The 26,577-nt window shown below is 71.3% G+C and carries 21 protein-coding genes and 1 pseudogene; 7 read left to right on the top strand and 15 right to left on the bottom strand.

The window, feature by feature from the left end; translation table 11 throughout:
- Positions 1-3: 3 nt before the first annotated feature.
- The 6 genes from AB0I06_RS03670 to AB0I06_RS03645 all read right to left on the bottom strand — a co-directional run bounded on the left by AB0I06_RS03670 (position 4) and on the right by AB0I06_RS03645 (position 9,399).
- Complete coding sequence (locus tag AB0I06_RS03670) at positions 4-972, bottom strand: ABC transporter permease (RefSeq protein ID WP_363117099.1); 969 nt, start codon at positions 970-972, stop codon at positions 4-6.
- Complete coding sequence (locus tag AB0I06_RS03665) at positions 965-1,891, bottom strand: ABC transporter permease (protein WP_363117098.1); 927 nt, start codon at positions 1,889-1,891, stop codon at positions 965-967. The genes AB0I06_RS03670 and AB0I06_RS03665 overlap by 8 nt, the downstream gene beginning before the upstream one ends.
- A 144-nt stretch (positions 1,892-2,035) precedes the next feature.
- Positions 2,036-3,676, bottom strand: coding sequence for an ABC transporter substrate-binding protein (locus AB0I06_RS03660; protein ID WP_363117097.1), 1,641 nt, complete (start codon positions 3,674-3,676; stop codon positions 2,036-2,038).
- Between the two features lie 605 nt (positions 3,677-4,281).
- On the bottom strand, positions 4,282-6,189 hold the full coding sequence (typA, locus tag AB0I06_RS03655; protein WP_363117096.1) for a translational GTPase TypA: 1,908 nt from the start codon (positions 6,187-6,189) through the stop codon (positions 4,282-4,284).
- A 238-nt stretch (positions 6,190-6,427) separates the two neighbouring features.
- Positions 6,428-7,108 (bottom strand): hypothetical protein, encoded by a 681-nt coding sequence (locus tag AB0I06_RS03650; protein WP_363117095.1) that lies wholly within the window; start codon positions 7,106-7,108, stop codon positions 6,428-6,430.
- Positions 7,109-7,221: 113 nt separating this feature from the next.
- Complete coding sequence (locus AB0I06_RS03645) at positions 7,222-9,399, bottom strand: ABC transporter family substrate-binding protein (RefSeq protein WP_363117094.1); 2,178 nt, start codon at positions 9,397-9,399, stop codon at positions 7,222-7,224.
- Positions 9,400-9,688: 289 nt separating this feature from the next.
- Here AB0I06_RS03645 and AB0I06_RS03640 point away from each other — a divergent pair, with 289 nt between their 5' ends.
- The 4 genes from AB0I06_RS03640 to AB0I06_RS03625 are packed head-to-tail and all read left to right on the top strand — an operon-like array spanning position 9,689 to position 13,587.
- On the top strand, positions 9,689-9,979 hold the full coding sequence (locus tag AB0I06_RS03640) for a hypothetical protein (protein WP_363117093.1): 291 nt from the start codon (positions 9,689-9,691) through the stop codon (positions 9,977-9,979).
- Positions 9,980-10,037: 58 nt separating this feature from the next.
- Positions 10,038-10,874 (top strand): hypothetical protein, encoded by an 837-nt coding sequence (locus AB0I06_RS03635; protein ID WP_363117092.1) that lies wholly within the window; start codon positions 10,038-10,040, stop codon positions 10,872-10,874.
- Positions 10,874-12,814 (top strand): fumarate reductase/succinate dehydrogenase flavoprotein subunit, encoded by a 1,941-nt coding sequence (locus AB0I06_RS03630; RefSeq protein WP_363117091.1) that lies wholly within the window; start codon positions 10,874-10,876, stop codon positions 12,812-12,814. Before AB0I06_RS03635 ends, AB0I06_RS03630 begins: the two co-directional genes overlap by 1 nt.
- Positions 12,811-13,587: a succinate dehydrogenase/fumarate reductase iron-sulfur subunit gene (locus tag AB0I06_RS03625; protein ID WP_363117090.1), complete on the top strand. Its 777-nt coding sequence runs from the start codon at positions 12,811-12,813 to the stop codon at positions 13,585-13,587. The genes AB0I06_RS03630 and AB0I06_RS03625 overlap by 4 nt, the downstream gene beginning before the upstream one ends.
- A 19-nt stretch (positions 13,588-13,606) precedes the next feature.
- On the opposite strand, the gene AB0I06_RS03620 is transcribed toward AB0I06_RS03625, so the two are convergent.
- The 8 genes from AB0I06_RS03620 to AB0I06_RS03585 form a co-directional block, all read right to left on the bottom strand.
- Positions 13,607-14,743: a hypothetical protein gene (locus tag AB0I06_RS03620; RefSeq protein WP_363117089.1), complete on the bottom strand. Its 1,137-nt coding sequence runs from the start codon at positions 14,741-14,743 to the stop codon at positions 13,607-13,609.
- Positions 14,744-14,760: 17 nt separating this feature from the next.
- A complete protein-coding gene (locus AB0I06_RS03615) occupies positions 14,761-17,397 on the bottom strand; it encodes a SpoIIE family protein phosphatase (protein ID WP_363117088.1) in 2,637 nt (878 codons plus the stop codon).
- 252 nt (positions 17,398-17,649) lie between these two features.
- Positions 17,650-18,081, bottom strand: a complete 432-nt coding sequence (locus AB0I06_RS03610) for an ATP-binding protein (RefSeq protein WP_363117087.1) — start codon at positions 18,079-18,081, stop codon at positions 17,650-17,652.
- Between the two features lie 135 nt (positions 18,082-18,216).
- Positions 18,217-18,672 (bottom strand): (deoxy)nucleoside triphosphate pyrophosphohydrolase, encoded by a 456-nt coding sequence (locus tag AB0I06_RS03605; RefSeq protein WP_363117086.1) that lies wholly within the window; start codon positions 18,670-18,672, stop codon positions 18,217-18,219.
- A gap of 63 nt (positions 18,673-18,735) precedes the next feature.
- The gene (locus AB0I06_RS03600) at positions 18,736-18,930 is read right to left on the bottom strand and encodes an SPOR domain-containing protein (protein ID WP_363117085.1); all 195 of its coding nucleotides are present in this window, start codon (positions 18,928-18,930) and stop codon (positions 18,736-18,738) included.
- A gap of 341 nt (positions 18,931-19,271) precedes the next feature.
- A complete protein-coding gene (locus AB0I06_RS03595; RefSeq protein ID WP_363117084.1) occupies positions 19,272-20,024 on the bottom strand; it encodes a GntR family transcriptional regulator in 753 nt (250 codons plus the stop codon).
- Positions 20,025-20,171: 147 nt separating this feature from the next.
- Positions 20,172-20,330, bottom strand: coding sequence for a hypothetical protein (locus AB0I06_RS03590; RefSeq protein WP_363117083.1), 159 nt, complete (start codon positions 20,328-20,330; stop codon positions 20,172-20,174).
- Positions 20,327-21,238 carry a LysR family transcriptional regulator gene (locus AB0I06_RS03585; RefSeq protein WP_363117082.1) on the bottom strand — a complete coding sequence of 304 codons (912 nt, stop codon included), beginning with the start codon at positions 21,236-21,238 and terminating at the stop codon, positions 20,327-20,329. The genes AB0I06_RS03590 and AB0I06_RS03585 overlap by 4 nt, the downstream gene beginning before the upstream one ends.
- 83 nt (positions 21,239-21,321) lie before the next feature.
- Here AB0I06_RS03585 and AB0I06_RS03580 point away from each other — a divergent pair, with 83 nt between their 5' ends.
- Positions 21,322-22,152 carry an oxidoreductase gene (locus AB0I06_RS03580; protein ID WP_363117081.1) on the top strand — a complete coding sequence of 277 codons (831 nt, stop codon included), beginning with the start codon at positions 21,322-21,324 and terminating at the stop codon, positions 22,150-22,152.
- A 9-nt stretch (positions 22,153-22,161) separates the two neighbouring features.
- Here the strand turns inward: AB0I06_RS03580 and AB0I06_RS03575 are convergent, their stop codons facing one another.
- The gene (locus AB0I06_RS03575; RefSeq protein ID WP_363117080.1) at positions 22,162-22,650 is read right to left on the bottom strand and encodes a MarR family winged helix-turn-helix transcriptional regulator; all 489 of its coding nucleotides are present in this window, start codon (positions 22,648-22,650) and stop codon (positions 22,162-22,164) included.
- A gap of 109 nt (positions 22,651-22,759) precedes the next feature.
- On the opposite strand from AB0I06_RS03575, the pseudogene AB0I06_RS03570 reads away from it, so the two are divergent.
- A pseudogene (locus AB0I06_RS03570) lies at positions 22,760-24,871 on the top strand (MMPL family transporter).
- Positions 24,872-24,984: 113 nt separating this feature from the next.
- Positions 24,985-26,574, top strand: a complete 1,590-nt coding sequence (locus AB0I06_RS03565; RefSeq protein ID WP_363117079.1) for an SDR family oxidoreductase — start codon at positions 24,985-24,987, stop codon at positions 26,572-26,574.
- Positions 26,575-26,577: the final 3 nt, after the last annotated feature.

Here is a 26,577-nt window from a genome sequence, read left to right as displayed (position 1 = left end):
TCCTCAGCGCAGCTTCGGGTCAAGGGCGTCGCGGACCGCGTCGCCGAGCATGATGAACGCGAAGACCGTGAGGCTGAGCATGCCCGCGGGGAACAGCAGCGTGTGCGGGTTGTCCCGGATCACCTTGCTGCCCTCGGAGATGTCGATGCCCCACGAGATCGTCGGGTCGCTGAGGCCGAGACCGAGGAACGACAGCGTCGCCTCGGCCGAGATGTAACCGCCGAGGGCGATCGTGGCCACGACGATGGTGGGCGCGACGGCGTTCGGCATCACGTGGCGGAACAGGATCCGCGTGGTGCCGGCGCCCAGCGCCCGGGCCGCCGTCACGTAGTCCGCCTGCTTGGCCGTGATCACCGAGCTGCGCATGACGCGGGCGATCGAGGTCCAGCCCAGGAAGGCCAGGGCCAGGATGACCACGTAGACCTTGCGCTCGGTGAAGGCGTTCAGGACGACCATCGTGCCGAGCAGGAACGGCAGGCCGAAGAAGATGTCGACGATCCGGGAGATCACCGAGTCGACCCAGCCGCCGAAGTAGCCGGCCAGCATGCCGAGCAGGCCGCCGAGCAGCGTGACGGCCGCGGTGACGCAGACGCCGACGAGGATCGAGGCACGGGTGCCGTGGATGACACGCGAGTAGATCGAGCGGCCCTGCTGGTCGTAGCCGAACCAGTCGGCCTGGAAGAAGTGCCCCAGTTCCGGCTTGCCCAGGTAGTGGTGGACCAGGTCGCCGTCGCGGGGGTCGACGCTGGTGAACATGCCGGGGAACGCGGCGATCACGAGCAGCAGGACCAGCAGCACGGAGGAGATCCAGAACATGGGCCGGTGCCGCAGGTCGTACCAGGCGTCGCCCCACAGGGAGCGGGGCTTCTCGCTCTTCTGCGTGCTCTCCTTGCCGGGTGCGTCGACGGCCGGCGGGGCGATGGCGTCCACGGCCGCGGCGTCTGCGGTCTGGGCCTTGGTCACGTCAGGCATACCGGATCCTCGGGTCCAGGACCGCGTACAGCAGGTCGATGAGCAGGTTGATCAGGAGGATGACGAGGACGAGGACCGTCACCACACCCGTGACCGTCGAGCCCTCGCTCGTCTGGATCGCCCTGTACAGGAGGTTGCCGACACCCTGGATGTTGAAGATGCCCTCGGTGATGACCGCGCCGCCGATGAAGCCGCCGACGTCGGTGCCGACGAAGGTGACCACCGGGATCAGCGAGTTGCGCAGCAGGTGGACACCGATGATGCGGCGCCGGGGCAGGCCCTTGGCGAGCGCGGTCCGCATGTAGTCGGCCCGCAGGTTCTCGGCGAAGGTCGTCCGGGTCAGCCGGGCCACGTAGGCCATCGACAGCATGGCCAGGACGAACGCCGGCAGGAACAACTGTGCGTAGTCCGTGGAGTCCTGGACGTTGGGCGGCAGCCAGCCGAGTTCGTCGGCGAAGATGAACCGGGCGATGAAGCCCAGCACGAACACGGGAATGGAGATCACCGTCAGGGTGAAGACCAGCACGCCGGTGTCGGCGGCCTTGCCGGCCCGCAGACCGGCCCACGCGCCCAGGCCGACACCGATGATGATCTCGATGGTGATGGCCAGCAGCGTCAGCCGCAGGGTGACCGGGAAGGCCTCGGCCATGAGGTCGACGACCGGGCGGCCCGCGAGGTTGTTGCCGAAGTCTCCCTTGAGGAGATTCAGCATGTAGTGGAAGTACTGCTCGAGGACGGGCTTGTCGAAGCCGTACTCGCGCTTGATCTGCGCGATCTGTGCGGGATCGGGAGCCTTGTCCCCGTAGATGGCCCGGACCGGGTCGCCCGGAAGAATGTGGACCATCAGGAAGATCAACAGAGTTGTCCCGATGAAGATCGGGATCATCTGGAGCAGTCGCCTGGCGGCGTAGCGCCCCATCTTGCGCCTCCATGCCGTGAGGGGTCGGCGAGGCCTGCGCACTCATCTACCGCAGGTCGGGGGTGAGGTGGAGGCCTGTGCCTACGGACCGGCGCCGCCGCTCCCCTTGTGCGGGAGGGGCGGCACCGGCCTGCGGTTGTCTGGTTACTTCTGCTTGACCTGGATCTCGTCGAAGATCGGGTCACCGTCCTGGCCGTAAGGGATCTTGCCCAGGATGTGCTTGGACTGACCGCTGTTGACCTTGTAGAACCAGAGCGGGATGCCCGGCATGTCCTTGACCAGGAGCTGCTCCGCCTCCTGGTACTTCTTCACGGTCTCGTCGATGGAGCTCGCCTTGTCGGCCTCGGAGCTCAGCTTGTCGAACTCCTTGTTGGAGTAGCCGCTGACGTTGCCGGCCGCCGTGGTGCCGTACAGGTCACGCATGAAGTTCGAGTTGACCGGGTAGTCCAGCACCCAGCCACTGCGGTAGAAGGACTTGACCTGGTGCTTGTCGCGGGCGTCCAGGTCGGCCTGGAAGGTCGGCTTCGGAGCGCCGGTGCACTCGACGCCGGTGGACTTGCGGATCGAGTTGCAGACCGCGTCGACCCAGGGCTTGTGGTCCTGGTCGGCGTTGTACTGGATCGAGATCTTGTTGCCCGGGACGCCGCCACCCTCCTGGATGAGCTTCTTGGCCTGGGCCGGGTCGAACTTGACGATGTCGCCGAGCACGCCCTTCTTGTAGCCGAGCACGCCCGGAGCGACGAAGGAGTCGGCCGGGGTGCGGGTGCCCTGGAGGACGGTCTTGGTGATCGTCTCGCGGTCGATCGCCATGGACAGACCCTGGATGACCTTGGGGTCGATGTCCTTGAACTGCTTACCGTAGAAGGCCGGGACGATCGTCTGGATGGCCGAGTACGGCTGGTCGATCGCGCGGTCGCCGAGGTCCGACTTGTAGTTCGTCAGCGCGGTGGTCGGGACCTGCTCGATCCAGTCCACGTTGTCCGAGCGCAGGTCCGAGTACGCGGCGTCGGCGGTCGTGTAGTTCTTGAAGTCGATGCCGCCGTTCTTGGCGACGTTCGGGCCCTTGTAGCCCGCGAACTTGCGGACCTTGATGAGCTTGTTGTGCTCCCAGGACACGAACTTGTACGGGCCGTTGCCGACCGGCTTCTCGCCGAAGCCCTTCGGGTCCTTGAAGAAGGCCTCGGGAAGCGGCGCCCACACGTCGTAGCCCAGCTTGTACGCGAAGTACGAGACCGGCTGCGACAGCTTGATCGTGAAGGTGTTCTCGTCGACGACCTTCAGACCCGACATCTTGTCGGTCTTCGGGTCACCCTTCTCCGGGTGCACGTCCGCGAAGCCGACGATGTCGGAGAACCAGCTGGAGTTGGTCTGGTTGTTCTTGATGTTGGCGGACCAGTTCCAGGAGTCCACGTAGGACTTCGCCGTGACCGGGGTGCCGTCGTGGAACTTCCAGCCCGGCTTGAGCTTGACGGTCCACTCCGACGAGTCCTTGTTCGGCGTGACCGACTCGGCGTTGATGTACTCGAGCTTGCCGGTGCCGGGCTCGTAGTCGACCAGGCCGGCGAAGACCGTGCGCAGCACGCGGCTGCCCTGGCTCTCCTTGGCGTTGGCCGGCTGGAGCGGGTTCTGGGGCTCGCTCAGCTGCGCAGTGACGATGCCGTTCGGGTCGGCCTTCCCCTTGTTCATGTCGTCGCCGGCACTGTCGTCGCCGCCGCCGCAGGCGGTGGCGGCCAGGGCGACGACTATCGCCCCCGCGACCCACTTGGCGCTCTTGGCACCGCGCATGGGTTCCTCCTATGAAGTCATTGGTTCACCGCGAAGGGAGCACACGACACATCACGGCCCCCGCCCGTCGCCGGTGCCGGAATTCGTCGAGTGCCCCCGCGCTCGTGAGTCGCGCCGCTACCGGCTACTGACCCGTACATCCGAGCTCTACGCGCCTAACTATCTGCCAAACACCAAGACCGAACCACACTCTCGAGGTCTCGGTTCGATCACAGCTCTCGCCTACATCTTCCAAAATCCGGACAAAGGGTTTGGTGAAAGATCCCTGCGAAACGGACTTGTTACACATCTATCGGTGTCGGCTGTCCGCATTCCGGACGCGAGAGCGAGATAAACCGCTTGCGACGTACCGTGGGTCCCGTGCAGGGTGCCACCGGAGTCTGTCGCGCGCTCAAGAAGCTTGTGCGGCAAGGCCGTTGCGCGTTCCCCTGGGTCGGGGCGGCGTGGCGCTTCCGGAGCAGGGTAGTGGGAGAAAACCGCCCCTGACGGCCGTCACCGGCAAATCGAGGGTTTTCCCTACCCCTTTCCTTCGCGTTCCCCCTTCTTTACACAACGGCACCGGGCACCCCGCCCATGCGGGGTGCCCGGTGCCGTCGGAAAGGGCGTCAGCCGTGCTTGGCGCGGCTCGCGGCGCGGGCACGCTCGCGGGCGTCCAGGTTCACCTTGCGGATGCGCACGGCCTCCGGGGTGACCTCCACGCACTCGTCGTCACGGCAGAACTCCAGGGACTGCTCCAGCGACAGCTTGCGCGGCGGGACGATCGCCTCGAACGAGTCGGCCGAGGCGGACCGCATGTTCGTGAGCTTCTTCTCCTTGGTGATGTTCACGTCCATGTCGTCGGAGCGCGAGTTCTCGCCGACGATCATGCCCTCGTACACCTCGGTGCCGGGGTCCACGAAGAGCACGCCGCGCTCCTGGAGGTTGGTCATCGCGAACGCGGTGACCGCACCGGCGCGGTCGGCGACCAGGGAGCCGTTGTTACGGGTCTGGAGCGTGCCGAACCAGGGCTCGAAGCCCTCGTGGATGGAGTGGCCGATGCCGGTGCCGCGGGTCTGGGTCAGGAACTCGGTCCGGAAGCCGATGAGACCGCGGGACGGCACCACGAACTCCATGCGGACCCAGCCGGAGCCGTGGTTCGACATGTTGTCCATGCGGCCCTTGCGGACGCCCATGAGCTGCGTGACCGCGCCCATGTGCTCCTCGGGCACGTCGATCGTCATGCGCTCGACCGGCTCGTACGTCTTGCCGTCGACCTCCTTGGTGACGACCTGCGGCTTGCCGATGGTCAGCTCGAAGCCCTCGCGGCGCATCTGCTCGACCAGGATGGCCAGCGCCAGCTCACCACGGCCCTGCACCTCCCAGGCGTCCGGCCGCTCGGTGTCGAGCACGCGGAGGCTGACGTTACCGATCAGCTCGCGGTCGAGGCGGTCCTTGACCTGGCGGGCGGTGACCTTGCGGTCCTTGACGGCCGCCTTGTTGTCGGCGCCCTTGCCGGTGGCGCCACGGCCGACCAGCGGGGAGGTGTTGGTGCCGATGACCATGGAGATCGCCGGCTCGTCGACGGTGATCAGCGGCAGCGCGACCGGGTTCTCCGGGTCGGCCAGCGTCTCGCCGATCATGATGTCCGGGATACCGGCGACCGCGCAGATGTCACCGGGGCCGGCCACCTCCGCGGGCTTGCGGGTGAGCGCCTCGGTCATCATCAGCTCGGAGATGCGGACGTTGCTGACGGAACCGTCGCGCTTCATCCACGCGACCGTCTGGCCCTTGCGCAGCTCGCCCTGCTCGACGCGGAGCAGCGCGATACGGCCGAGGAAGTTGTCGGCGTCCAGGTTGGTGACGTGGGCCTGGAGCGGGGCGGCCTCGTCGTAGGTCGGGGCCGGGATGTGCTCCAGGATCGTGGAGAAGAACGGCTCCAGGCTGGTGGAGTCGGCCGGGACCGTGCCGTCGTCCGGCTTGGTCAGCGAGGCGATGCCGTCGCGGCCGCAGGCGTAGACGATCGGGAACTCGATCTGCTCCTCGTCGGCGTCCAGGTCGAGGAAGAGGTCGTACGTCTCGTTGACGACCTCGTCGATCCGGGAGTCCGGGCGGTCCGTCTTGTTGATGCAGAGGATGACGGGCAGCCGCTGCTGGAGCGCCTTGCGCAGCACGAAGCGGGTCTGCGGGAGCGGGCCCTCGGAGGCGTCCACGAGCAGCACGACGCCGTCCACCATCGACAGACCGCGCTCGACCTCGCCACCGAAGTCGGCGTGGCCGGGGGTGTCGATGATGTTGATGGTGATGGGCTCCCCGCCGTCCTTGGGGTGATACTTCACCGCCGTGTTCTTGGCGAGGATCGTGATGCCCTTCTCACGCTCCAGGTCGTTCGAGTCCATCATGCGGTCGTCGACGCCTTCGAGCTGGTGGGCGGCGAAGGCGCCCGCCTGCTTCAGCATGCCGTCGACGATGGTGGTCTTGCCGTGGTCGACGTGGGCGACGATAGCGACGTTGCGGATGTCGTGGCGCGTGGCCATATTGCGGCGTTCTCCCGGAGTGTGAGGAATGCCCTGCGCGGACGTCTGCGGTGCGCGGGCCCTGCCGGGCTCAACATGCCACGGCCACTCCCCATGGTACGGGGCTGCGGCCGTAGGGGTTAGCCGGGATGCTTCGGTGCAGGTCAGGCCCAGTTTCGAGACGCCCGGACCCGGCCTCCGGGCCCTCCTGGGGGCTGTCGCCCCCCGACCCCCGCTCAAAGCCTGGACGGCCCCGCCCTCAAGCGCCGGACGGGCCGGAGGCTGCCGCCGGTTCGCAGGAGCGCCGGGCGGCTTCCCTGCCCAGGGCGGAGCCGGGGCGCTCGTCGCAGTCGATCAGGCCCGCGAGGTCGACCGTCCAGTTGCGGGCGTGACCGGAGACGGTCCTGCCGTCCGGACAGCGGTAGCGGAAGTCGGCCGACACCTCACGCACCCCGGCGTACTGGACCAACTCGCCCCCCGCGTCGGGCTTGACGCGGTCGTTGTCGAGCTTCGGGGCCGGTTGCCGGACGTCGGTGAAGGGCCAGGTCTCACCGCCCGCCTCCGCCAGGGTGCGCGCGTCGGAGTCGATCACACCGGTCTTCTTGCCGAGCGAGAAGAGGGTCTCGGCGGCCGACGGGGCGGGTCCTCCCTGGGCGCGTACCGAGGGGCTGGGGGTGTGCACCCGCCGCAGCGGGCCCTGTAGCGCCCCGCCGCCCTCACCGAGCCGCTCCGGGTCGGAGACGCCCGTCAGACGGTCCCGCTCGGTGAGGTGGGACCAGGTGAAGGTGCCGTTCGCGCAGGCCGTCGCCACCGGCCCGGCCGTTCCGCGTGCCCGGCCGGCCTCGTCCTGGCCCGAGTCCCCCGAACAAGCCGTCGACCCCGTCATCAGCACCCCGACGACCAGCCCGGCCCCGCAGGCCCGCCCCACCATGCCGCGCATCCGCCTGCCCCGCCCCCCGTGCACGGACGCCCGGCGTCCGCACCATGATCGCTGCTGGTCTCATGGTGCGGACGCCGGGCAAAGGACGGCAAGCCGTTTGAGCGTTCTCAGAGCTACGGGGCGCTCGAGCCCTTCGCGGAGGGGCCCGAGGCCGGCTTCGCGCCCTTCTTCAGGAAGCCCATGTCCTCGTAGACCGGGGTGGCGAAACCGAAGGCGCCGGTGTTGACCAGGTTCTTGCGGGCCGCCAGGAGCTGGGGGCGCTGGAAGAGCGGGATCGAGCCTGCCGCCGCCCAGATGCGGGAGTCGGCCTTGCGGATCAGCGAGCGGGACTCCTCCTCGTCGAGGGTCGACACCGCCTCGTCGAAGAGCTGGTCGACCTGGTCGGTGCCGACGCGGGTGTAGTTCTGCTCGACGTTGAGCGAGCCGTCGGCGGCCGGGACGGGCTTGGCGTAGACGGGGCGGGCGTCGGTGGCGGGGAAGGCCGTGGCGGGCCAGGAGTACAGGGCGAGGTCGTACTGGCCGGAGGCGATGTGGTCCTTGAAGTAGGACTCGTCGGAGACCTTGGAGATCTCCGTGCCGATGCCGACGCGCTCCAGCATGCGGGAGATGCGGTCCGCGACCGTGCGCAAGCTCTGCGAGCCGGGCCCGGAGGGGAGCACGAAGCGCAGCGTGAGGGGCTTGCCGTTCTTGGCGAGCGGGGCGGTCTCCTGGTTCGCCGGGGCGGCGGTGCCCCGGGGGGCGTAGGCGCCGGGGGCACCGCCCTGGTGCGGCTTGTACTGCTTGCCGTCGTGGGCTAGGTGTTCGGCCGGGTCCGGTCCCCGGTGTGCCTTGTTGTCCTCGGCCCCGGTGCCGTCGCCGTCCGACGCCTCACGGGAGCCGGCGTCGGCCTTGTCGCCCTCGGAGCCGGCCGCCTTCTCCTTCTTCTTCTGTTCCTCGACCGGGCCGCCGCGCACCCACCCGGCGTCCGCGAGCAGCGCCTGGGCCTCCTTGGTGTCCTGGCCTCCGAGGGCGCCGCTGTTGTCGGCGTAGGCGGCCTGGCCGGACAGGGCGAGGTGGCTGCCGACCGGCACGGCCGGCAGGCCGAGGGGCTTGAGGACGGCCTCGGCCAGTTCCTCGCGGTCCAGGGCGCGGGCGACGGCCCGGCGGACGCGTTCGTCGGTGAGCGGGCCCTCGGCGCCGTTCAGGGCGAGCTGGGTGTAGGCGGGCTCCAGGGACTTGCGCACCTCGAAGCCGCTGAGGGCCTGCTGTCGCCGGGCTGCCTTGGCGGCCGCCTTGCGCAGCTTCTTGCGGGCGAGGGTCTCCTCGTCGGCGGCGTCCTCGTCGGAGCCGTTGGCGACGGCCCAGGAGCGCAGCGAGTCCGCGGCGGACCGGTCGGCGCCCGGGCCCATCAGCGCACTGGCGGAGCCGTGCGGGCGGGCGGCGACGGTGATGCGGCGGGCGGCCACGGGGTCGATCTCGGCCAGGTCCAGCGTGCCGGCGGCCAGCTCGGCGGCCCGCTTGTCGCGCGGGACGGTGCGCAGCTCGATCTCGGAGAGCTTGGCCGGCTCGCCCCACCAGCGCGCGTTGCGGGCGAGGGTGATCCGCTCGTCCTTGCGGTCGACCTCCTTCACCGTGAAGGGGCCGGCGGTGACCTGGAGCTTTTTGCGGGCCCCGTCGTTGAAGGAGTCCGGGGTGCCCATGACGTCCTTCGGGTACAGCGGCGAGAACAGCGAGCGCCAGTCCGCGTAGGGCCGGCTGAAGGTGACCCGGACCTCCAGGGCGTTGTCGCCGCGCTCGATCTTCTGGATGCGGTCGTAGCCGGCGTTGCGGGCGGTCCAGTACGCGGTGTCTTTGCCGGACAGGGCGCGCCACTGGGCGGCGAAGTCGGCGGCGCCGATCTCCCGGCCGTCGCTCCAGACGGCCTGCTGGTTGAGCTTGTACAGGACGACCTGTTTGGGCTCGGTGTCGACGATCTCGGCGGACTCCAGGTAGTCGGCGTTGCGCTCCGGGCGGCCGGAGGCGTCCATGCGGAACATCGACGGCAGAACGGCCTGGGCGACGCGGCTGGTGGTGGCGTCGGCGTCCGACTGGAAGGTGTTCAGGGTGTCCGGAACGGAGTCGACGGCCCAGCGCAGGGTGCCGCCGTCGGAGATCCGGTCGCGGGGGGCGGGCTGGATGTCCTGCCCGGCGAGCGGCTTGCCGGACGGGTCGTCGGAGCCGCATCCGGCGAGCGCGGGCACCGCGAGCACACCCGCGGTGAGGAAGGCGACCGAGCGCGTGACCGCACGCGGGCCGACGCCGTGCTGGGACATCTGTGGTACCTCCGGGAAGCCGCGGGCGTTATGATCACTTTTGGCGGTATTTGGAGTTCATCTGATGTATGCGGCCACTGAAGAGGAAAGGGTTCGGCAACACAGGGCGACACGGCGGTCACGGACGGGAAGCCACCCGTGCGGCGCAACGCACCGCACAGTGCACCCACGCGCCTCGGCCAATCGATGCACATCCCTTCACAGCACAAGGTGTGACGCGCAACACTCGCAGGCGCATGGACGTTGCCGCCTTGGGCCACCGAAGGACCCGCGGAAGTGAGGGCAAGTCATGTCCGTTCACGACGAACTGATGTCAGTCCAGCGCAGTCTCGACGAAGTGTTCCGGTCGCTGGGACGCCTGGAGAAGCAGCTCGGTACCGGCGGCCTGGAGATGCGCCGCGTCCGGGCCGACGCCAGCCACCTGCGCGAGAGCGTCGCCCTGCTGCGCGACGCCGCCGCGTCACCGACCGCGCCGAACCGCCCCGAGCTGGTCACCATCTCGGACGCGCCGTACGACCCGTCGCTGTGGGTCGACTCGGACGACGAGGGTCTGGGCGCCCGGGACCGGCGCGCTCCCTGACCCGGGGAGGAGTCGAGCGCGACCGGCACCTCAACCCGAAACCGACCGGAGTCGTCACGTGGCCACTGGTACGGAACCCCCTGCCACCGAACCCCAGCCCCGAAGCGGCGGTGTGCGGGGCGCTGCGCGGGCCGCGATCACCGCCCCGCACCTGCGCACCGACCGCTGGTGGCTGGCCCCGGCCGGCACGGCCGCGGGCCTGCTCGCCTTCATCGTCTACTCGACGTGGCGGGCCTTCGCCGACACCGACTACTACGCGGCACCGTACGTCTCGCCCTTCTACTCCCCCTGCCTGGCGGAGCGGTGCGAGCCGATGCGGTCAGGTCCGAACTGGGAGATCTTCGGCAGCTGGTGGGGCATCTCGCCGGCGATCATCATCCTGGTCTTCCCGCTCGGCTTCCGCCTGACCTGCTACTACTACCGCAAGGCCTACTACCGGGGCTTCTGGGCCTCGCCGCCGGCCTGCGCGGTGGCCGAGCCGCACAAGAAGTACACCGGTGAGACCCGCTTCCCGCTGGTCCTTCAGAACATCCACCGGTACTTCTTCTACGCCGCGATCGTGGTCGCCGGAATCCTGACCTACGACACCGTGCTCGCCTTCCGCGACGAGACCTACGCCTGGGGCCACATGGGTCTCGGCACGCTGGTGTTCCTGGTCAACATCGTGCTGATCTGGGCGTACACCCTCTCCTGCCACTCCTGCCGGCACATCGTCGGCGGCAAGCTCAAGCACTTCTCCCGGCACCCCGTGCGCTACCGGATGTGGCAGTGGGTGGGGAAGCTCAACGCCCGGCACATGCAGCTCGCCTGGGCGTCGCTGGTGAGCGTGGCGCTCGCCGACTTCTACGTCTATCTGGTCGCGTCCGGTGCCTTCGACGATCCGAGGTTGTTCTGATGTCCGTGGTCGACCGGCAGGAGTGGGACGTCGTCGTGGTGGGCGCGGGCGGCGCGGGCCTGCGCGCGGCCATCGAGGCACGCGAGCGCGGCGCCCGCACGGCCGTGATCTGCAAGTCGCTGTTCGGCAAGGCCCACACGGTGATGGCCGAGGGCGGCATCGCGGCCAGCATGGGCAACGCCAACCCCAACGACAGCTGGCAGGTCCACTTCCGCGACACCATGCGGGGCGGCAAGTTCCTCAACCAGTGGCGCATGGCCGAGCTGCACGCCCAGGAGGCCCCGGACCGGGTCTGGGAGCTGGAGACGTGGGGCGCGCTGTTCGACCGGACGAAGGACGGCCGGATCTCGCAGCGCAACTTCGGCGGCCACGAGTACCCGCGCCTCGCCCACGTCGGCGACCGCACGGGTCTGGAGCTGATCCGCACCCTCCAGCAGAAGATCGTCGCCCTCCAGCAGGAGGACTTCAAGGAGACCGGCGACTACGAGTCCCGGCTGAAGGTCTTCCAGGAGTGCACGGTCACGCGTGTCCTGAAGGAGGACGGCCGCGTCTCGGGCGTCTTCGCCTACGAGCGCGAGTCGGGCCGCTTCTTCGTGCTGGAGGCACCGGCCGTGGTGATCGCGACGGGCGGTATCGGCAAGTCCTTCAAGGTGACGTCGAACTCGTGGGAGTACACCGGCGACGGCCACGCGCTGGCCCTCCTCGCGGGCGCTCCCCTGCTGAACATGGAGTTCGTGCAGTTCCACCCGACCGGCATGGTCTGGCCGCCGTCGGTCAAGGGCATCCTCGTCACCGAGTCGGTGCGCGGCGACGGCGGGGTGCTGCGCAACTCCGACGGCAAGCGGTTCATGTTCGACTACGTCCCCGACGTCTTCAAGGACAAGTACGCCGAGACGGAGGAGGAGGCCGACCGCTGGTACGACGACCCGGACCACAACCGGCGTCCCCCCGAGCTGCTCCCCCGCGACGAGGTCGCCCGGGCGATCAACGCCGAGGTGAAGGAGGGGCGCGGCTCCCCGCACGGGGGCGTGTTCCTCGACGTGTCGACGCGCATGCCCGCCGAGGTGATCAAGCGGCGGCTGCCGTCGATGTACCACCAGTTCAAGGAGCTGGCGGACGTCGACATCACGGCCGAGCCGATGGAGGTCGGGCCGACCTGCCACTACGTGATGGGCGGGGTCGCGGTCGAGTCCGACACGGCGGCGGCGCGCGGGGTGCCCGGGCTGTACGCGGCCGGTGAGGTCGCCGGCGGCATGCACGGCTCGAACCGGCTGGGCGGCAACTCCCTGTCCGACCTGCTGGTGTTCGGCCGCCGGGCGGGCCGGCACGCGGCCGAGTACGTGGCGGAGCTGGGCGGGACGCGGCCCGCGGTGGACGACGCCCAGGTCGACGCGGCGGCGGCCGAGGCCCTGCGGCCCTTCTCGGCCGAGGCGGAGACCGAGGAACCGGCGGGCGGCCCGCCGGAGAACCCGTACGCCCTGCACCAGGAACTCCAGCAGACCATGAACGACCTGGTCGGCATCATCCGCCGTGAGACGGAGATGAAGCAGGCCCTGGAGAAACTGGCCCAGTTGCGGGTCCGGGCGCGCCGGGCCGGGGTCGAGGGGCACCGGCAGTTCAACCCGGGCTGGCACCTCGCCCTGGACCTGAGGAACATGCTGCTGGTCAGCGAGTGCGTGGCGCGGGCCGCGCTGGAGCGCACCGAGTCGCGCGGCGGGCACACCCGGGAGGACCACCCGGGCATGGACCGCGCGTGGCGCCGGATCAACCTGCTGTGCGCGCTCACCGACCCGACGGGCGGCCTGGCGGCGACGGACCCGGTCCGCGGCCAGATCACCCTCACCCGTGAGACCACCGAACCCGTCCGTGCCGACCTGCTCGCCCTGTTCGACAAGGAGGAGCTGGTCAAGTACCTCGCCGAAGAGGAGCTCCACGAATGAGCGGCTATACGGCCCACTTCAGGGTGTGGCGCGGGGACGTGAGCGGCGGCGGCCTTGAGGACTTCGAGGTCGAGGTCAACGACGGCGAGGTGGTGCTCGACATCGTCCACCGCCTCCAGGCCACCCAGGCGCCCGATCTCGCCGTGCGCTGGAACTGCAAGGCCGGCAAGTGCGGTTCCTGCTCGGCGGAGATCAACGGCCGCCCGCGGCTGATGTGCATGACGCGCATGTCGGTCTTCGACCGGGCGGAGACGATCACGGTCACGCCCCTGCGCGCCTTCCCGGTGATCCGCGACCTGGTCACGGACGTCGGCTTCAACTACCAGAAGGCCAGGGAGGTCCCCGCCTTCGTGCCGCCGGCCGGTGTGGGGCCCGGCGAGTACCGCATGATGCAGGAGGACGTGGACCGGCCGCAGGAGTTCCGCAAGTGCATCGAGTGCTTCCTGTGCCAGGACACCTGCCATGTGGTGCGGGACCACGAGGAGAACAAGCAGGCGTTCGCCGGGCCCCGCTTCCTGATGCGGGTGGCGGAGCTGGACATGCATCCGCTGGACGCGGCGGCGGAGGCGGGCCTGGACCGCAAGACCACCGCCCAGGACGACCACGGCCTCGGCTACTGCAACATCACCAAGTGCTGCACGGAGGTCTGCCCCGAGGGCATCAAGATCACCGACAATGCCCTGATCCCCCTGAAGGAACGGGCTGCCGACCGCAAGTACGACCCGCTGGTGTGGCTCGGTTCGAAGATCAGGAGGCGCTCCTCGGCAGGCTGACGGGGCGGCTCGGACCCGGTCATCGCACCCAGTCCTCCTTGTAGGCACGCCAGTCGGCCTCGGTGGCGGCGAAGTCGATGTACAGCGCGACGCCGAACCGGGCCCGGTCGGCGTCCGTGCGGGACAGGCCCAGGCGGACACCGCGTACGGCGGCGGGGACGGTCTCGGCGTGGTCCCAGTGCCCGAAGCGGTTCTCGTGGAAGAAGGGCAGGCCCATCAGCAGGTCGGTGGAGGGCGGGGTGACCTCCAGCGCGAGGGAGGTCTGCTGCGCGACATAGCCGCCGTAGGTGCTCTCGAGGGGCTGCATCGTGTCGTACGACATCATGGCGATCTGGTCGACGCGGCGGGCGACCTGGCCGAAGAACTCCTGCGACCACCACTTGGGGTGGCCGGTGACGCCGCCCCACAGGGTGTGGAAGGCCGGGAGCGGGTCGATCTGGTGTGAGGCGACCGACAGCCGGGCGCCCCGGGAGCGGGTCTCGGCGCGCAGGGCGTCGAGGAGGGCGAGGTAGTTCCGGTCGCCGGAGTGCAGCGGCTCCAGGTCGAGGTGGACGCCCTCGTAACCGGTGTCCAGGATCTGGCGGGCGGAGCGCAGGACGGCGGCGCGCGTCCCCGGCTCCTCCAGGCGCATGCCCTCCTCGCTCTCGGTGGCCAGCACGTCGCCCAGGAACGCCTGGACGCGGACGCCGGGGAGCTTGTCGTGCACGGCGTCGATGAACCAGCGCGCCCTCGGGTACGCCGACTCGGGGAGGGTGCCGTCGTGTTCCAGCGGTCCCGAGTGGACGTACAGGTCGCGGATGCCGGTGCCGTCGAGGCGCCGGGCCAGCGCGGTGACGTCGGCGTCCTTCTTGCGGCCGTCGATCCAGGCGTGGCCGAGCCAGAGGGCGTCGCGGCCGCGGGTGCGGGTGCCGTCGGCCGGGTCGCCCATGTAGGTGATGCGCAGGGCCGTCAGCGCGCAGAGGACGGGGAGCAGGAGGAGCACGGTCAGGGCGATGGCCGTGCGTCGGAGCAGGCGCCGGCGCCTCGTGCGGCGGTCATGACCGGGCGCGGGGTCCGCCTCGGGCGCTGCGGCGTTCTCGCTGTCGGCGGCTTCCGCGCGGGCCATGCCGTCTCCCCCCGGTGGCGCGTTGACGTTGCCGGAGAGGACGATCAGCATGCGTGTTCGGTTGCGGGTCAGAAGAGGCTCAGCAGCGCCTCCGCCGGATCCGTCAGGCTCGTGTCGCCTCCGGGCAGGGGCAGTTCGAACCACACCGTCTTGCCCCGGGGCGTGCGGCGGGAGCCCCACGCGGCGCTGAGCAGGCCGACGAGCTGGAGGCCGCGGCCGCCCTCGTCGGTGTCGCGTGCTCGGCGGCGGCGGGGCTGGACCAGGCCGGAGTCCCAGACCTCGCACACGAGGGTGCGGTCGAGCAGGAGGCGCAGGCGGATCTCGCCCTCGCCGTAGCGCAGGGCGTTGGTGACCAGTTCGCTGACGAGGAGCTCCGTGGTGTCGACCAGGGGTTCCATGTCCCAGGCGAGCAGCTGGGCGCGCGCGTACTCACGGGCCCGGCCCACGCTGCGCGGCTCGCGCGGCAGGGTCCAGTCGCCGACGGAGTCCGTGGGCAGTCCCTGTACACGTGCCATCAGCAGCGCGATGTCGTCCTCGCCGTGATGGGTGTCGAGGGTGTTGAGGACGTGGTCGCAGACGTCCTCCAGCGGCTGGGTGGGGTCGGCGAGAGCGCTGACGAAGGCCTGGAGGCCCTCGTCCAGGGGGTGGTCACGGCTTTCGACCAGGCCGTCCGTGTAGAGCGCGAGCAGGGCGCCTTCGGGCAGTTCGACCTCGACCTCCTCGAAGGGTTCCCCGCCGACGCCGAGCGGCATGCCGGGCGGCACGTCGAGCATCAGCGCCGGCTCGCCCGGCTCGACCAGGACGGGCGGCAGATGGCCCGCGTTGGCGAAGGTGCAGCGCCGGGTGACGGAGTCGTAGACGGCGTAGACGCAGGTGGCGAGGTACACCTCCGACAGGTCCGCCTCGCGGGGGCGGCGGGCCGCCCGGGTCGCCTGCTGCACGCCGCCGGGGGCTCCGAGGTTGCGGGCGATCTCGTCCAGCTGGGAGAGCACCTCGGCCGGTTCCAGGTCGAGCTGGGCCAGGGTGCGGACCGCCGTGCGCAGTTCGCCCATGGCGACGGCGGCGCGCAGGCCGCGGCCCATGACGTCGCCGACGACCAGCGCGGTGCGATGGCCGGGGAGTTCGATGACGTCGAACCAGTCCCCGCCGACCTCGCTGGGCCGGCCGGTGTTGACGCTGCCGGGCAGGTAGCGGCAGGCGATGTCCAGGCCGGATGCCTCGGGGTCGCCGGGCGGGAGCAGGGACCGTTGCAGTATCAACGCGCGTTCGTGCTCGCGCCGGTACAGGCGCGCGTTGTCGATGCAGACCGCGGCCCGGGCGGCGAGTTCGACGGCCAGGTCACGGTCGCGGTCGCCGAACGGCTCGCTGCCCTTGGTGCGCGCGAACTGCACGAGCCCGACGACGGTGTCGTGGGCGACCATCGGCACGGCGAGCGTGCCCTGCACGAGCCCGCCGTCCTCGCCCGGGACGATCTGCGGGCGGGCCGTGCGCAGGGCGTCCGCGCAGGGCGAGTTGAACGGGTAGTGGTGGACGGCGCCGACCGAGACGGGCACACCGGCGCCCGCGAAGGGCTCGTCGGACACGGCGCTGGCGAAGGCCACACGGCGCAGTTCGGCGCTGCCGTCGGCGAGCCCCGGCGGGGTCTCGTCGCCGGCCAGCAGTCCCTGGTAGAGGTCGACGGTGGCCAGGTCGCAGAAGCCGGGGACGACCACGTCGAGGAGCTGGCGGGCGGTGGTCTCCAGGTCGAGGGAGTTGCCGATGCGGGCGCCCGCCTCGTTCAGCAGGGCGAGGTTGCGCCGGGCGGCGGCGGCCTCGCGGGCGGCGGCGCGCCGGGCGGTGATGTCGGTGCCGAGCCAGGCGATGCCGATGGGGCGTCCCGAACCGCTGTGCACGCGGTAGAGGTTGACCGACCAGTGCCGGCGTTCGTCGGAGCCCGGCACGAAGCCCGTGACGTGCATGTCCGTGATGGAGTTGCCGCTCTCCAGCACGCGGCGCAGGGTCGCGGCGACCCGCTCGGCCTCGCCGCGCGGGAGGTAGTCGTGGACGCCCTTGCCGCGGTGGTCGTCGGGCGTGCCGCCGAAGATGGACGCGAAGCGCTGGTTGGCGCGGCGGACCCGCAGGTCGGGGTCGATCAGCAGGAAGCCGAACGGGGATTGACCGAAAATGGCCTGCGAGGCGGCCAGGTCCGTCTCGATGCTGCGCAGGGTGCGCACGTCGACGACGATGCAGACGGCCGCCTTCTCGCCCTCCTCGGTACGCGTCGGCATGACGTACACCTCGGCGAGGCCCTCGTGGCCGCACTCCCCCTCGACGCCCTTCGGCATCCGGAAGGGCACCACGCCGGTCCACTCGCGGCCGTCGAGGATCTCGGCCATCTTGCGCATGCCGCGCTCGCGGTGGCGCGGGTCGATGAACGCCTCGATGGGGTCCATGCCGACGGCGCGGTCGCCGGGGATGCCGAAGAGGTGCTCGGCGCGCAGGCTCCACTGCTCGACCAGCCCGTCGGGGCCGATGGAGAAGGACGCGACCTTGATGTAGTCGTAGATGGATCCGGGAGGACTGCTCTGCCAGATCGCGTCCGCGGAGCGCCCCATCTCGGCGGCGGGCGCACCGTCCACCGCGGGGACCGGGCTGTCGGCAGCCCGCGCCCTCGCGCCCTCCGACGGGTCCCCGGACTCCGAGGCCCTCGCTGGTATCTCGCTCACGCGAACCGTCCCCTCCAGCTCACCGCGCCCGGCACCGGTCACCGGGGGCGGCTGCCCGCAGTATCCAGCACTACGGTGCCGCACAACACGGTGTTCACGATCACAGCACGGTCCCGATGGTTTTCGGTCCGGACCGTGACAACACTTCCAGTCTTCTAACCAGGGGACACGTCGTCGAACCCCGTCCGCCGGCAACCGCCACTGGCCTGAACCAATCGCTCTACAGGGGGAGGACGTACGTACACCGGATTTTCACTCCGGCAGCGCGAGTTCGAACCAGACCGTCTTGCCCGTGGTGCCCGGCCGGGTACCCCAGCGGCGGGAGGACGAGGCCACCAGGTGCAGTCCGCGGCCACTCTCGTCCTCCAGCCGTGCGGCGCGCTCGCGGGGCGGGTCCGGCAGCGGGTCGGAGACCTCGACCAGGAGGACGGCGCCGAGGCCGGAGGGGCGCACCAGGCGTACTCCGATGGGGCCCGTGGCGTGCCGCAGGGCGTTGGTGACCAGCTCGCTGACCAGCAGGGCCGCGAGATCGGCGAGGCTGTCGAGGTTCCAGTCACGGAGTTGGCCGCGTACGGCCTGACGGGCGGTGCGCACGGCGCCCGGCTCGGCGGGAAAGGTCCACTCGGCGCAGCCGCCTTCGGGGTCGATCACGCCGATCACTTCCCGGGCAGAAGCCTCACCCATGTCCGGTTTCATGGGGTTAATGGGCACATACCCGATATCCAGGGCGGAGTACCGCGCGAGACGGCGCACTGTGACACGAAAGGCGCAGGGGCGCCCGTGGAGCGCTGGGGCGAAGCCGCACGCCCCCGTCCTGCGTCAGGCGCCGGGTTCTCGCACCGGTCCGGTGCCGGGGTGGCCGGACGCCAGGCGGCCGGCGACGGCGAGATGTGCGAGAGCCTGCCGTACGGCCGGGACGTCCTGTTCCAGCCAGGTCACGTCCCAGATCTCGTCGGGGGCGAGCCAGCGCAGCTCGTCGTGGTCCTCCAGGGGCTCGGGGGCGGCGGAGCCGGGCCGCAGCCGGGCGGTCCACACCTGAAGGACGTAAGGGGGCCGCAGCGGCCACTGGCCCGGGACGCGCCCGCCCACCTCGGCGTCGACGCCGAGTTCCTCGCGCAGCTCCCGCGCGAGCGCCGCGTCGGCCGTCTCGCCGGGCTCGACCTTGCCGCCGGGCAGTTCCCAGCGCCCGGCCAGCTCGGCGGGGGCGCTGCGCCGGGCGGCCAGCAGCCGCCCGTCCTCGACCAGCGCGGCACCTACGACGATCCGCTCACTCATGCGGGGGAGCCTACGGGAGTCCCGCCGATCGCCGCCGCCCCTCCCGGGGCGGCCTCGCGGCAGTCAGTCGTGCACCACGGCGGAGCCGTTCTGGCCGAGCCGCTCGACCCAGTACAGCTGCTTGTGGCCGCGGCCGTCGAGGCTGTCCGCGATCTTCTGGGCCTCCGCCCGGGTCGCGTACCGGCCCACGCGGTAGCGGTTGCCGTTGTCGTCCTCTCGTATCACGAGCCAGGGAAGAGTGACCGTGCTGTCGTTCATCGCGCCCCTCCACTTCCCACCCGCGGCCTGTGCCGTGCCCCACCCGCTAAGGAAACCGCAATGCGCATATGCCCGAGCCTACGCCTAACCTTCACGGAGCGAATACGGCTTTTCACAAAGAGGTACGCAACAAGCCAGGACACAGGGGGCGCACGCAGATGAACGCGCCGTCCGCGCACTACGGCGCAACCCGTGGGAGGCATACCGCATACACCAGCCTCGACCTGGGTGAACGACAGCCGGCCGCGGGGCCCGCACCGGCCGGGCCCGCGTCCGCGCACGCGGCCGTCGTGTGAGCGGGGCATGCGGGGAGCGCGCGCCGGGGCGGATGTGAGTGTTCGCTACTTGACCGGAAGGTGGTAGGCGACCCGGTACCGATCGGCCGGGATGACCACGTCGGCCGTCTCCACCGGGCGCCCGGAGGCGTAGAACGTGCGCTGGATGACCAGCACCACGTGCCCCGGGACGCCGCCCAGGACGAGCAGCTCCTCGGCGAGGCCGGGCCGGGCGCCGACCTCCTCCGTGACGTTGTCCACGATCACGTCGATGGCGCGCATCCGCTCGACGACGCCCATGCCGCCGACCGGCCCCTCCTCCGGCAGCATCACGGGCGTACGCCCCGTCACGGCGAGGGGCTCCCAGGACGTGGAGAGCATCATCGCCTCGCCGCCCTCTCGGTAGAGGTACCTGGTGCACATGACCCGCTCGCCCGGCTCGATCCCCAGCCGCTCGGCGACGGCGACACTCGCCTCGGACTGCTCGCTGCTCGACTCCCAGGTGCCGCGGCCGTCACCGTCGGCCTGCTCCTGGCGGAACGCGGTCGCCCCGCCGGTCGGGCGGAAGCCGGAGCGGGAGATGCGCCGGGGCACGGGCCGCTCGCGCACATACGTCCCCGAGCCGGAGCGGCCCTCGACGAGGCCTTCCGCCATGAGCACCTTGCGGGCCTCCAGCGCGACGGTGTCCGAGACCCCGTACTCCTGGCGGATTCTGGCCTGGGAGGGGAGGCGGGTGTGCGGTGGCAGCTGACCGTCGACGATCTTCTGGCGGAGATCACCCGCGACGCGCAGATACGCCGGCTGCTCACCGAATGTCACTGGCCGCTCCCATCAGGTTGTACAGACAGCAACAGCGTGGCAACCCTGGGTTGTGCGGTGCAAGCAAAGGCCAGAGAATCACTCGATGTGATGACATGGCGGCCCTGAGGGCTTTACGCAGGCACTTTCTCCCCGCTATGGCGGCCCCTACACCTGCGCTGCGGAGTGGCGCGTCCCCTCCTCCCCGGCGGTCGGCGGAGTCGTCGCCGGCGCGAGGGCCTTGCGCGCCGTGACGGTCACCGGGCCGTCCACGGACCCAAGCGCCTTGTCGTAGAGCGTGAAGTGCGCGTCGGCCGCCGGGGTCACTCCCCGCCCGTCACCCGCCGGCAGGCCTCCGCGTACGCCCGTACCAGGGGCCGTCCTGCCTCGTCGCGGCGCCAGGCCAGGGCGTAGCGGCCGGGGGTGACGCCGTGGACCGGGCGGGTCGTCACTCCGCCGAGGGTGAGCAGGGGGACGTTGCCCGCGGCCACGAGGCAGACGCCGAGGCCGGCGGTGAGGGCCTCGTAGGTCTCCTCCGTGCTCGCGATCTCGGCGCCGATGCGGGGCGGGCGGCCGCCGCGGGCGTCGAGGGCGAGCCAGAAGTCGCGCAGCGGGCCCGTGCTCTCGGGCAACGCGAGGAACGGCTCGTCGAGCAGGTCGGCGAAGTCGACCGCGGCGCGCCCGGCGAGGGGGTGCGTCTCCGGGAGGGCGACCATGAGCGGTTCCTCGGCGACGACCGTCCAGTCGTAGCGGTCCTGGCCCGGCAGCGGCAGCCAGACGAACGCGACGTCGGTGGTGCCGTCGGCCAGGCCCGCGCTCGGGTCCTCCCAGTTCACCTGCCGCAGGCGCAGGGAGGCCTCCGGGTGCGCCGCCGTGAAGCGGGAGCGGATCGCGGGCAGCAGGCCGCCGCGGACGGGGCTGGTGCTCATGCCGACGACCAGCGCGGCGCGCCGCGCCGACCGGACGGCGTCGACCGCGGCCCCGGCCTCCTCCCACGCCTCCAGCAGCCCGCGCGCGTGCGGCAGCAGCGCCGTACCGGTGTCGGTGAGGGTTACGCCGTGCCGGTCGCGCAGGAACAGCTCGGTGCCCAGCTGCCGCTCCAGTGCCCGGATCTGTTTGCTGAGCGCGGGCTGGGACACGTAGAGGCGCTCGGCGGCGCGGGTGAAGTGCAGTTCCTCGGCCACCGCGACGAAGTAGCGCAGGTCCCGCAGGTGTACGTCCATGGTCATGCCCATCGGCTATCACCGAAAGTCTTGGACGTACAACACCCGTATACACAAGGGTGGTTGGTGTCAACGACACGAGACGGGGAGTTGTGATGAACAAGGTGTGGCTGATCACCGGCGCGAGCAGCGGGTTCGGGCGGGCGATCGCCGAGGCCGCCCTGGCGGCCGGCGACGTGGTGGTGGGCGCGGCCCGGCGCCCTCAGGCCCTGGACGACCTGGTCGCCGCCCATCCCGACCGGGTGGAGGCGCTGCGCCTGGACGTCGCCGACACCGGCGCCGCCGAGGCCGCCGTACGGGACGTCGTGGCGCGGCACGGGCGGATCGACGTCCTGGTGAACAACGCGGGCCGGACCCATGTCGGGGCGTTCGAGGAGACCACCGAGGACGAGCTGCGGGCGCTGTTCGACGTGCACGTCTTCGGCCCGGCCGCCCTCACCCGGGCCGTGCTGCCGCACATGCGCGAGCGGCGCTCGGGCGCGATCGTGCAGATGAGCAGCATGGGCGGGCAGCTGTCCTTCGCGGGGTTCTCGGCGTACAGCGCGACGAAGTTCGCCCTGGAGGGCATGTCCGAGGGACTCGCGGACGAGGTCGCGGAGTTCGGCGTCAAGGTGCTGATCGTGGAGCCGGGGGCCTTCCGCACCGGGCTTTTCGAGGCCGGGCGGGCCGGGGCGAGCGCGGACAGCGGGGTGTACGGGAAGGTGAGCCGGACCCGCGGCGCGGTCGAGGGCGGCGACGGCACGCAGCCGGGCGACCCGGCCAAGGCGGCCGCTCTCATCCTGGCCGCGCTGGACGCCGAGTCCACTCCTTTGCGCCTGCCCCTCGGCGACGACGGCGTCAGCGCGGTGCTCGGACACCTCGACCAGGTCCGCGACGAGGTCCTGGCGTGGGAGAAGCGCAGCCGGGACACCGGGTTCGACCGGTAGGGGAAGGCGTCAGCCGGAACCCCGGCGCAGGAGGACGAGTTCGGCGTTCATCTCGGCGAGGAACCGGACCACCACGTCCAGTTCCTCGGGGCTGAAGCGGCCCCTGGCCGCTTCGGTGCTCCGGGCCAGGGGCCGGAAGTAGTCCCGGGCCAGACCCCGGGCCGCTTCGGCGTAGTGCAGGTGCACCACGCGCCGGTCCCCGGCGTCGCGGACCCGGCGGATGTGCCCGGCCCGCTCCAGCCGGTCGAGGCACGCCGTCACCGCCCCGGACGTGAGGTTGAGCTGCCCGCGCAGGCGGCCGGGCGTCATGGGCTCGTCCCCCGCGTCCGGGTCGGAGCCGGCGTCCAGGATCGCGATCAGGGCCTGCATGTCCGTGAGGTGCAGGCCCTGTTCCTGGGCGAACTCCTGGGCGATGCGGTTGAACTCGCTGTTCATCCGGCGCAACAGAACGGCGAAGGTCTGCAACCCGGTGGGGTCGTCCGCCGGAAGAGATGCCATGGATGCACCGGAGCCGTTCATCCCCCCAGCCTAGTATCTCTCAATCATTGAGATACTTTATGAGTGAGTTACTCCTTCCGTGGCTCACTTTCTACGGCTTGGGATGCGCATGAGAACCGCACAGCGTCGGGCCCGATGGCTCGTTCCGCTCGCCCTGCTCCTCGTCTGGCTGGGGGTCGGCGGCACACTCGGTCCCTACGCGGGCAGACTCGGCGAGGTCGCCACCAACGACCAGGCCGCCTTCCTGCCCCGCAGCGCCGAGTCCACCCGCGTGCTCGATGCCCGTGAGGCGTTCGACCGGGCCGAGACGGTGCCGGCCATCGTGGTGTGGACGGCGGACGGGGAACGGTTCTCCGAGGAGCGGCGGGCCGAGGCCGCCCGGGCCGTCGGCGCGCTCGCCGGGAAGCCCGGTGTCGTCGGCCGCCCCTCGCCCGCCCTGCTCTCCGACGACCGGCAGGCGATACAGGCCGTCGTCCCCCTGGAGCCCGGCCTGGGCGACGAACTGCCCACCGCCCTCGACGCGGTGCGCGACGCGGCCCGGGCCGTGCCGGGCACCACGGTGCGGATCGCCGGACCGGCGGCGAGCCAGGCCGATCTGTCGGACGCGTTCGCGGGCATCGACGGACTGCTGCTGGCCGTGGCCCTCGGCGCGGTCCTGCTGATCCTGCTGCTGGTGTACCGCAGCGTCCTGCTGCCGCTCCTGATCATCCTCGGGTCGGTCTTCGCGCTGGGCCTCGCCTGCGCCCTGGTCTACGCGCTGGCCGAGCGGGACGTGGTCCGGGTCGACGGGCAGGTGCAGGGCATCCTGTCGATCCTGGTGATCGGCGCCGCCACCGACTACGCCCTGCTGCTCGCGGCGCGCTTCCGCGAGGAACTGGCCCTGCGCGAGGACCGGTTCGGGGCCGCGGTGGCCGCCGTGCGCCGGTCGTCCGGGGCGATCACCGCCAGCGCCGCCACCGTGGCGCTCGGCCTGCTGGCCCTGCTCGCGAGCGACCTCACCAACAACCGCGCCCTCGGGCCGGTGGGCGCCATCGGCATCGGCTGCGCGGTGCTCACCACGCTCACCTTCCTGCCGGCCGCGCTGGCCCTGCTGGGCCGCACCGCCTACTGGCCCTCCCGGCCCAGGCCCCCGCAGACCTCCGCGGAGGGAACAGGCGTGTGGCGCCGGGTCGCCGGCACGGTGAGCCGCCGTCCGCGGCGGACCTGGGCGGTGACGGCACTCGTCCTGGCCCTCTGCGCGGCCTTCTCGCCCTCGCTGTCCTCCAAGGGCGTGCCGCTCGACGAGATCTTCGTGAACGACGCGCCCTCGGTGGCCGCGCAGCAGACGCTCGGCGCCCACTTCCCCGGCGGGTCCGGCAACCCCGCCGTCATCATCGCCGACGCCGGCCGGACGGCAGAGGTGACGGCCGCCGCGCGCGCCACCGAGGGCGTGGCCTTCGCCGGGGCCGTCTCCGCCTCCGGGCGGCCCGGGGCGGGCACACCGCTCGTCGTCGACGGGCGGGTGCGCATCGACGCCACCCTGACGGCGGCCGCGGACAGCGACGCCGCCAAGGAGACGGTCGAGCGGCTGCGCGCGCGGGTGCACGCGGTGCCCGGGGCCGACGCGCTGGTCGGCGGGTACACCGCGCAGCAGTACGACACCCAGCGGACCGCCGCCCGGGACCGGACGGTCATCGTGCCGATCGTGCTCGCCGTCATCCTGCTGATCCTGATGCTGCTGCTGCGTTCCCTGCTGGTGCCGGTGCTGCTGGTCGCGACCGTGGGGCTCAACTTCCTGGCGACGCTGGGCGTGTCGGCGCTGGTCTTCCCGCACCTGCTCGGGTCCGGCGGCACGGACGCGTCGGTGCCGCTGTACGGCTTCGTGTTCCTGGTGGCACTGGGCGTCGACTACAACACTCTTCCTGATGTCCCGGGTCCGGGAGGAGGCGCTCGCGCACGGCCACCGGCAGGGGGTGCTGCGCGGGCTGACCACCACCGGCGGTGTGATCACCTCGGCCGGTGTGGTGCTCGCGGCCACGTTCGCGGCGCTGATGGTGATCCCCCTGGCGTTCCTGTGCAGATCGCGTTCATCGTCGCCTTCGGGGTGCTGCTCGACACGCTCGTGGTGCGCTCGCTGCTGGTCCCCGCGCTGATGATCGACATCGGGCCGCGGGCGTGGTGGCCGAGCGCCCTGGCCCGCCGGACCCCGCGACGGACCGACGGCGGCACGCTCTCCGGCTGAACCCGTCGCAGCCGCCCGTGCCGTGCATCCGCCGGGGGCGCCGGACCGGAAGTGTTCGCGTCGCGGCCGTGATCCGGCGGCACGTCGACGGCACCGGAGACGGAGGCACGACCATGACGACGGACGGGCGGCGGTTGCACTGCCTGGTCACCGGGGCGTCCGGCTACATCGGCGGGCGCCTGGTGCCGGAGCTGCTGCAAGAGGGCCACCGCGTCCGCTGTCTCGCCCGCTCGCCCGGCAAACTCCGCGACCACCCGTGGGCAGCGCACGCCGAAACCGTCCAGGGGGACGTCACCGACGCGGAGTCGGTCGGCCGCGCGATGCGCGGTGTCGACGTCGCCTACTACCTGGTGCACGCCCTCGGATCCGGCCCCCGGTTCGAGGACACCGACCGCGCCGCGGCCCGGATCTTCGCCGAACAGGCCCGGGCCGCGGGAGTGCGGCGGATCGTCTACCTCGGCGGGCTCACCCCGCGTGGCGTCCCCGAGGGGGCGCTGTCCCCGCATCTGCGCTCCCGGGCCGAGGTGGGAGAGATCTTCCTCGCCTCCCCCGTCCCCGCCACCGTGCTGCGCGCCGCCGTGGTCATCGGCTCGGGCTCTGCGTCGTTCGAGATGCTGCGCTACCTCACCGAACGCCTGCCCGTCATGGTCACCCCGAGCTGGGTGCACACCCGCACCCAGCCCATCGGCGTACGGGACGTGCTGCGCTACCTCGTCGGGTCGGCGACCATGCCGGACGACGTCGACCGGGCCTTCGACATCGGCGGGCCGGACGTCCTCACCTACCGGGACATGATGCTGCGCTACGCCGCCGTGGCCGGGCTGCCGAAGCGGTTCATCCTGCCGGTCCCGGTCCTCACCCCGGGGCTGTCCAGCCACTGGGTCGGCCTGGTCACCCCGGTGCCCGCCTCCCTCGCCCGGCCGCTGACCGAGTCGCTTCGGCACGAGGTGGTCTGCCACGAACACGACATCGCCCGGTACGTACCGGACACCCCGGGCCGGCCGCTGCCCTTCGACGAGGCTCTCGCCCTGGCACTGCGCCGGGTGCGGGAGGCGCAGGTCGCCACGCGCTGGTCGTCGGCCTCGGTGCCCGGGGCGCCCAGCGATCCGCTGCCCACGGACCCGGACTGGGCGGGCGGCAGCCTCTACCAGGACGAGCGGCAGCGGCCGGTCGAGGCGTCCCGGGCGGCCCTGTGGAGGGTGATCGAGGGCATCGGCGGCGACAACGGCTGGTACTCCTCCTCCCTGGCCTGGGCGATCCGGGGCGGGCTCGACCGGTTCGCGGGCGGGGTCGGGCTGCGCCGCGGACGGCGGGACACCGAGCGGCTGCGGGTCGGCGACTCGCTGGACTTCTGGCGGGTCGAGGAGATCGAGCCGGGTCGTCTGCTGAGGCTGCGCGCCGAGATGCGGCTGCCCGGGCTGGCCTGGCTGGAGATGTACGCCGAGACCGACTCCGAGGGCCGCACCCGCTACCGGCAGCGGGCCCTGTTCCATCCGCGCGGCCTGCTGGGCCACGCCTACTGGTGGAGCGTCGCCCCGTTCCACTCCGTCGTCTTCGGCGGCATGGCGCGCAACATCGCCCGGGCGGCCGCGTCCGGTGGCGGCGCCCGCACAGGCCCGGGGCGCCCGCGCGTCCGGCGCCACCGCGCGCGCCGAAGTGCCCGGCAGCACCAGCCGGATTCCGCACCACCGCACCAGGAGTGACGC

The organism is Streptomyces sp. NPDC050674, from assembly GCF_040654575.1.
GTDB lineage: Bacteria > Actinomycetota > Actinomycetes > Streptomycetales > Streptomycetaceae > Streptomyces.
Note: the sequence above shows the minus strand (reverse complement) of the source record. Positions and strands in the feature narration are given on the sequence as shown.

What these genes read in the sequence shown, in the direction of transcription:
- AB0I06_RS03670 (WP_363117099.1), bottom strand. Translation starts at nt 972, where the DNA reads ATGCCTGACGTGACCAAGGCCCAGACCGCAGACGCCGCGGCCGTGGAC.
- AB0I06_RS03665 (WP_363117098.1), bottom strand. Translation starts at nt 1,891, where the DNA reads ATGGGGCGCTACGCCGCCAGGCGACTGCTCCAGATGATCCCGATCTTC.
- AB0I06_RS03660 (WP_363117097.1), bottom strand. Translation starts at nt 3,676, where the DNA reads ATGCGCGGTGCCAAGAGCGCCAAGTGGGTCGCGGGGGCGATAGTCGTC.
- typA (WP_363117096.1), bottom strand. Translation starts at nt 6,189, where the DNA reads ATGGCCACGCGCCACGACATCCGCAACGTCGCTATCGTCGCCCACGTC.
- AB0I06_RS03650 (WP_363117095.1), bottom strand. Translation starts at nt 7,108, where the DNA reads ATGCGCGGCATGGTGGGGCGGGCCTGCGGGGCCGGGCTGGTCGTCGGG.
- AB0I06_RS03645 (WP_363117094.1), bottom strand. Translation starts at nt 9,399, where the DNA reads ATGTCCCAGCACGGCGTCGGCCCGCGTGCGGTCACGCGCTCGGTCGCC.
- AB0I06_RS03640 (WP_363117093.1), top strand. Translation starts at nt 9,689, where the DNA reads ATGTCCGTTCACGACGAACTGATGTCAGTCCAGCGCAGTCTCGACGAA.
- AB0I06_RS03630 (WP_363117091.1), top strand. Translation starts at nt 10,874, where the DNA reads ATGTCCGTGGTCGACCGGCAGGAGTGGGACGTCGTCGTGGTGGGCGCG.
- AB0I06_RS03625 (WP_363117090.1), top strand. Translation starts at nt 12,811, where the DNA reads ATGAGCGGCTATACGGCCCACTTCAGGGTGTGGCGCGGGGACGTGAGC.
- AB0I06_RS03620 (WP_363117089.1), bottom strand. Translation starts at nt 14,743, where the DNA reads ATGCTGATCGTCCTCTCCGGCAACGTCAACGCGCCACCGGGGGGAGAC.
- AB0I06_RS03610 (WP_363117087.1), bottom strand. Translation starts at nt 18,081, where the DNA reads ATGGGTGAGGCTTCTGCCCGGGAAGTGATCGGCGTGATCGACCCCGAA.
- AB0I06_RS03605 (WP_363117086.1), bottom strand. Translation starts at nt 18,672, where the DNA reads ATGAGTGAGCGGATCGTCGTAGGTGCCGCGCTGGTCGAGGACGGGCGG.
- AB0I06_RS03600 (WP_363117085.1), bottom strand. Translation starts at nt 18,930, where the DNA reads ATGAACGACAGCACGGTCACTCTTCCCTGGCTCGTGATACGAGAGGAC.
- AB0I06_RS03585 (WP_363117082.1), bottom strand. Translation starts at nt 21,238, where the DNA reads ATGGGCATGACCATGGACGTACACCTGCGGGACCTGCGCTACTTCGTC.
- AB0I06_RS03580 (WP_363117081.1), top strand. Translation starts at nt 21,322, where the DNA reads ATGAACAAGGTGTGGCTGATCACCGGCGCGAGCAGCGGGTTCGGGCGG.
- AB0I06_RS03575 (WP_363117080.1), bottom strand. Translation starts at nt 22,650, where the DNA reads ATGGCATCTCTTCCGGCGGACGACCCCACCGGGTTGCAGACCTTCGCC.
- AB0I06_RS03565 (WP_363117079.1), top strand. Translation starts at nt 24,985, where the DNA reads ATGACGACGGACGGGCGGCGGTTGCACTGCCTGGTCACCGGGGCGTCC.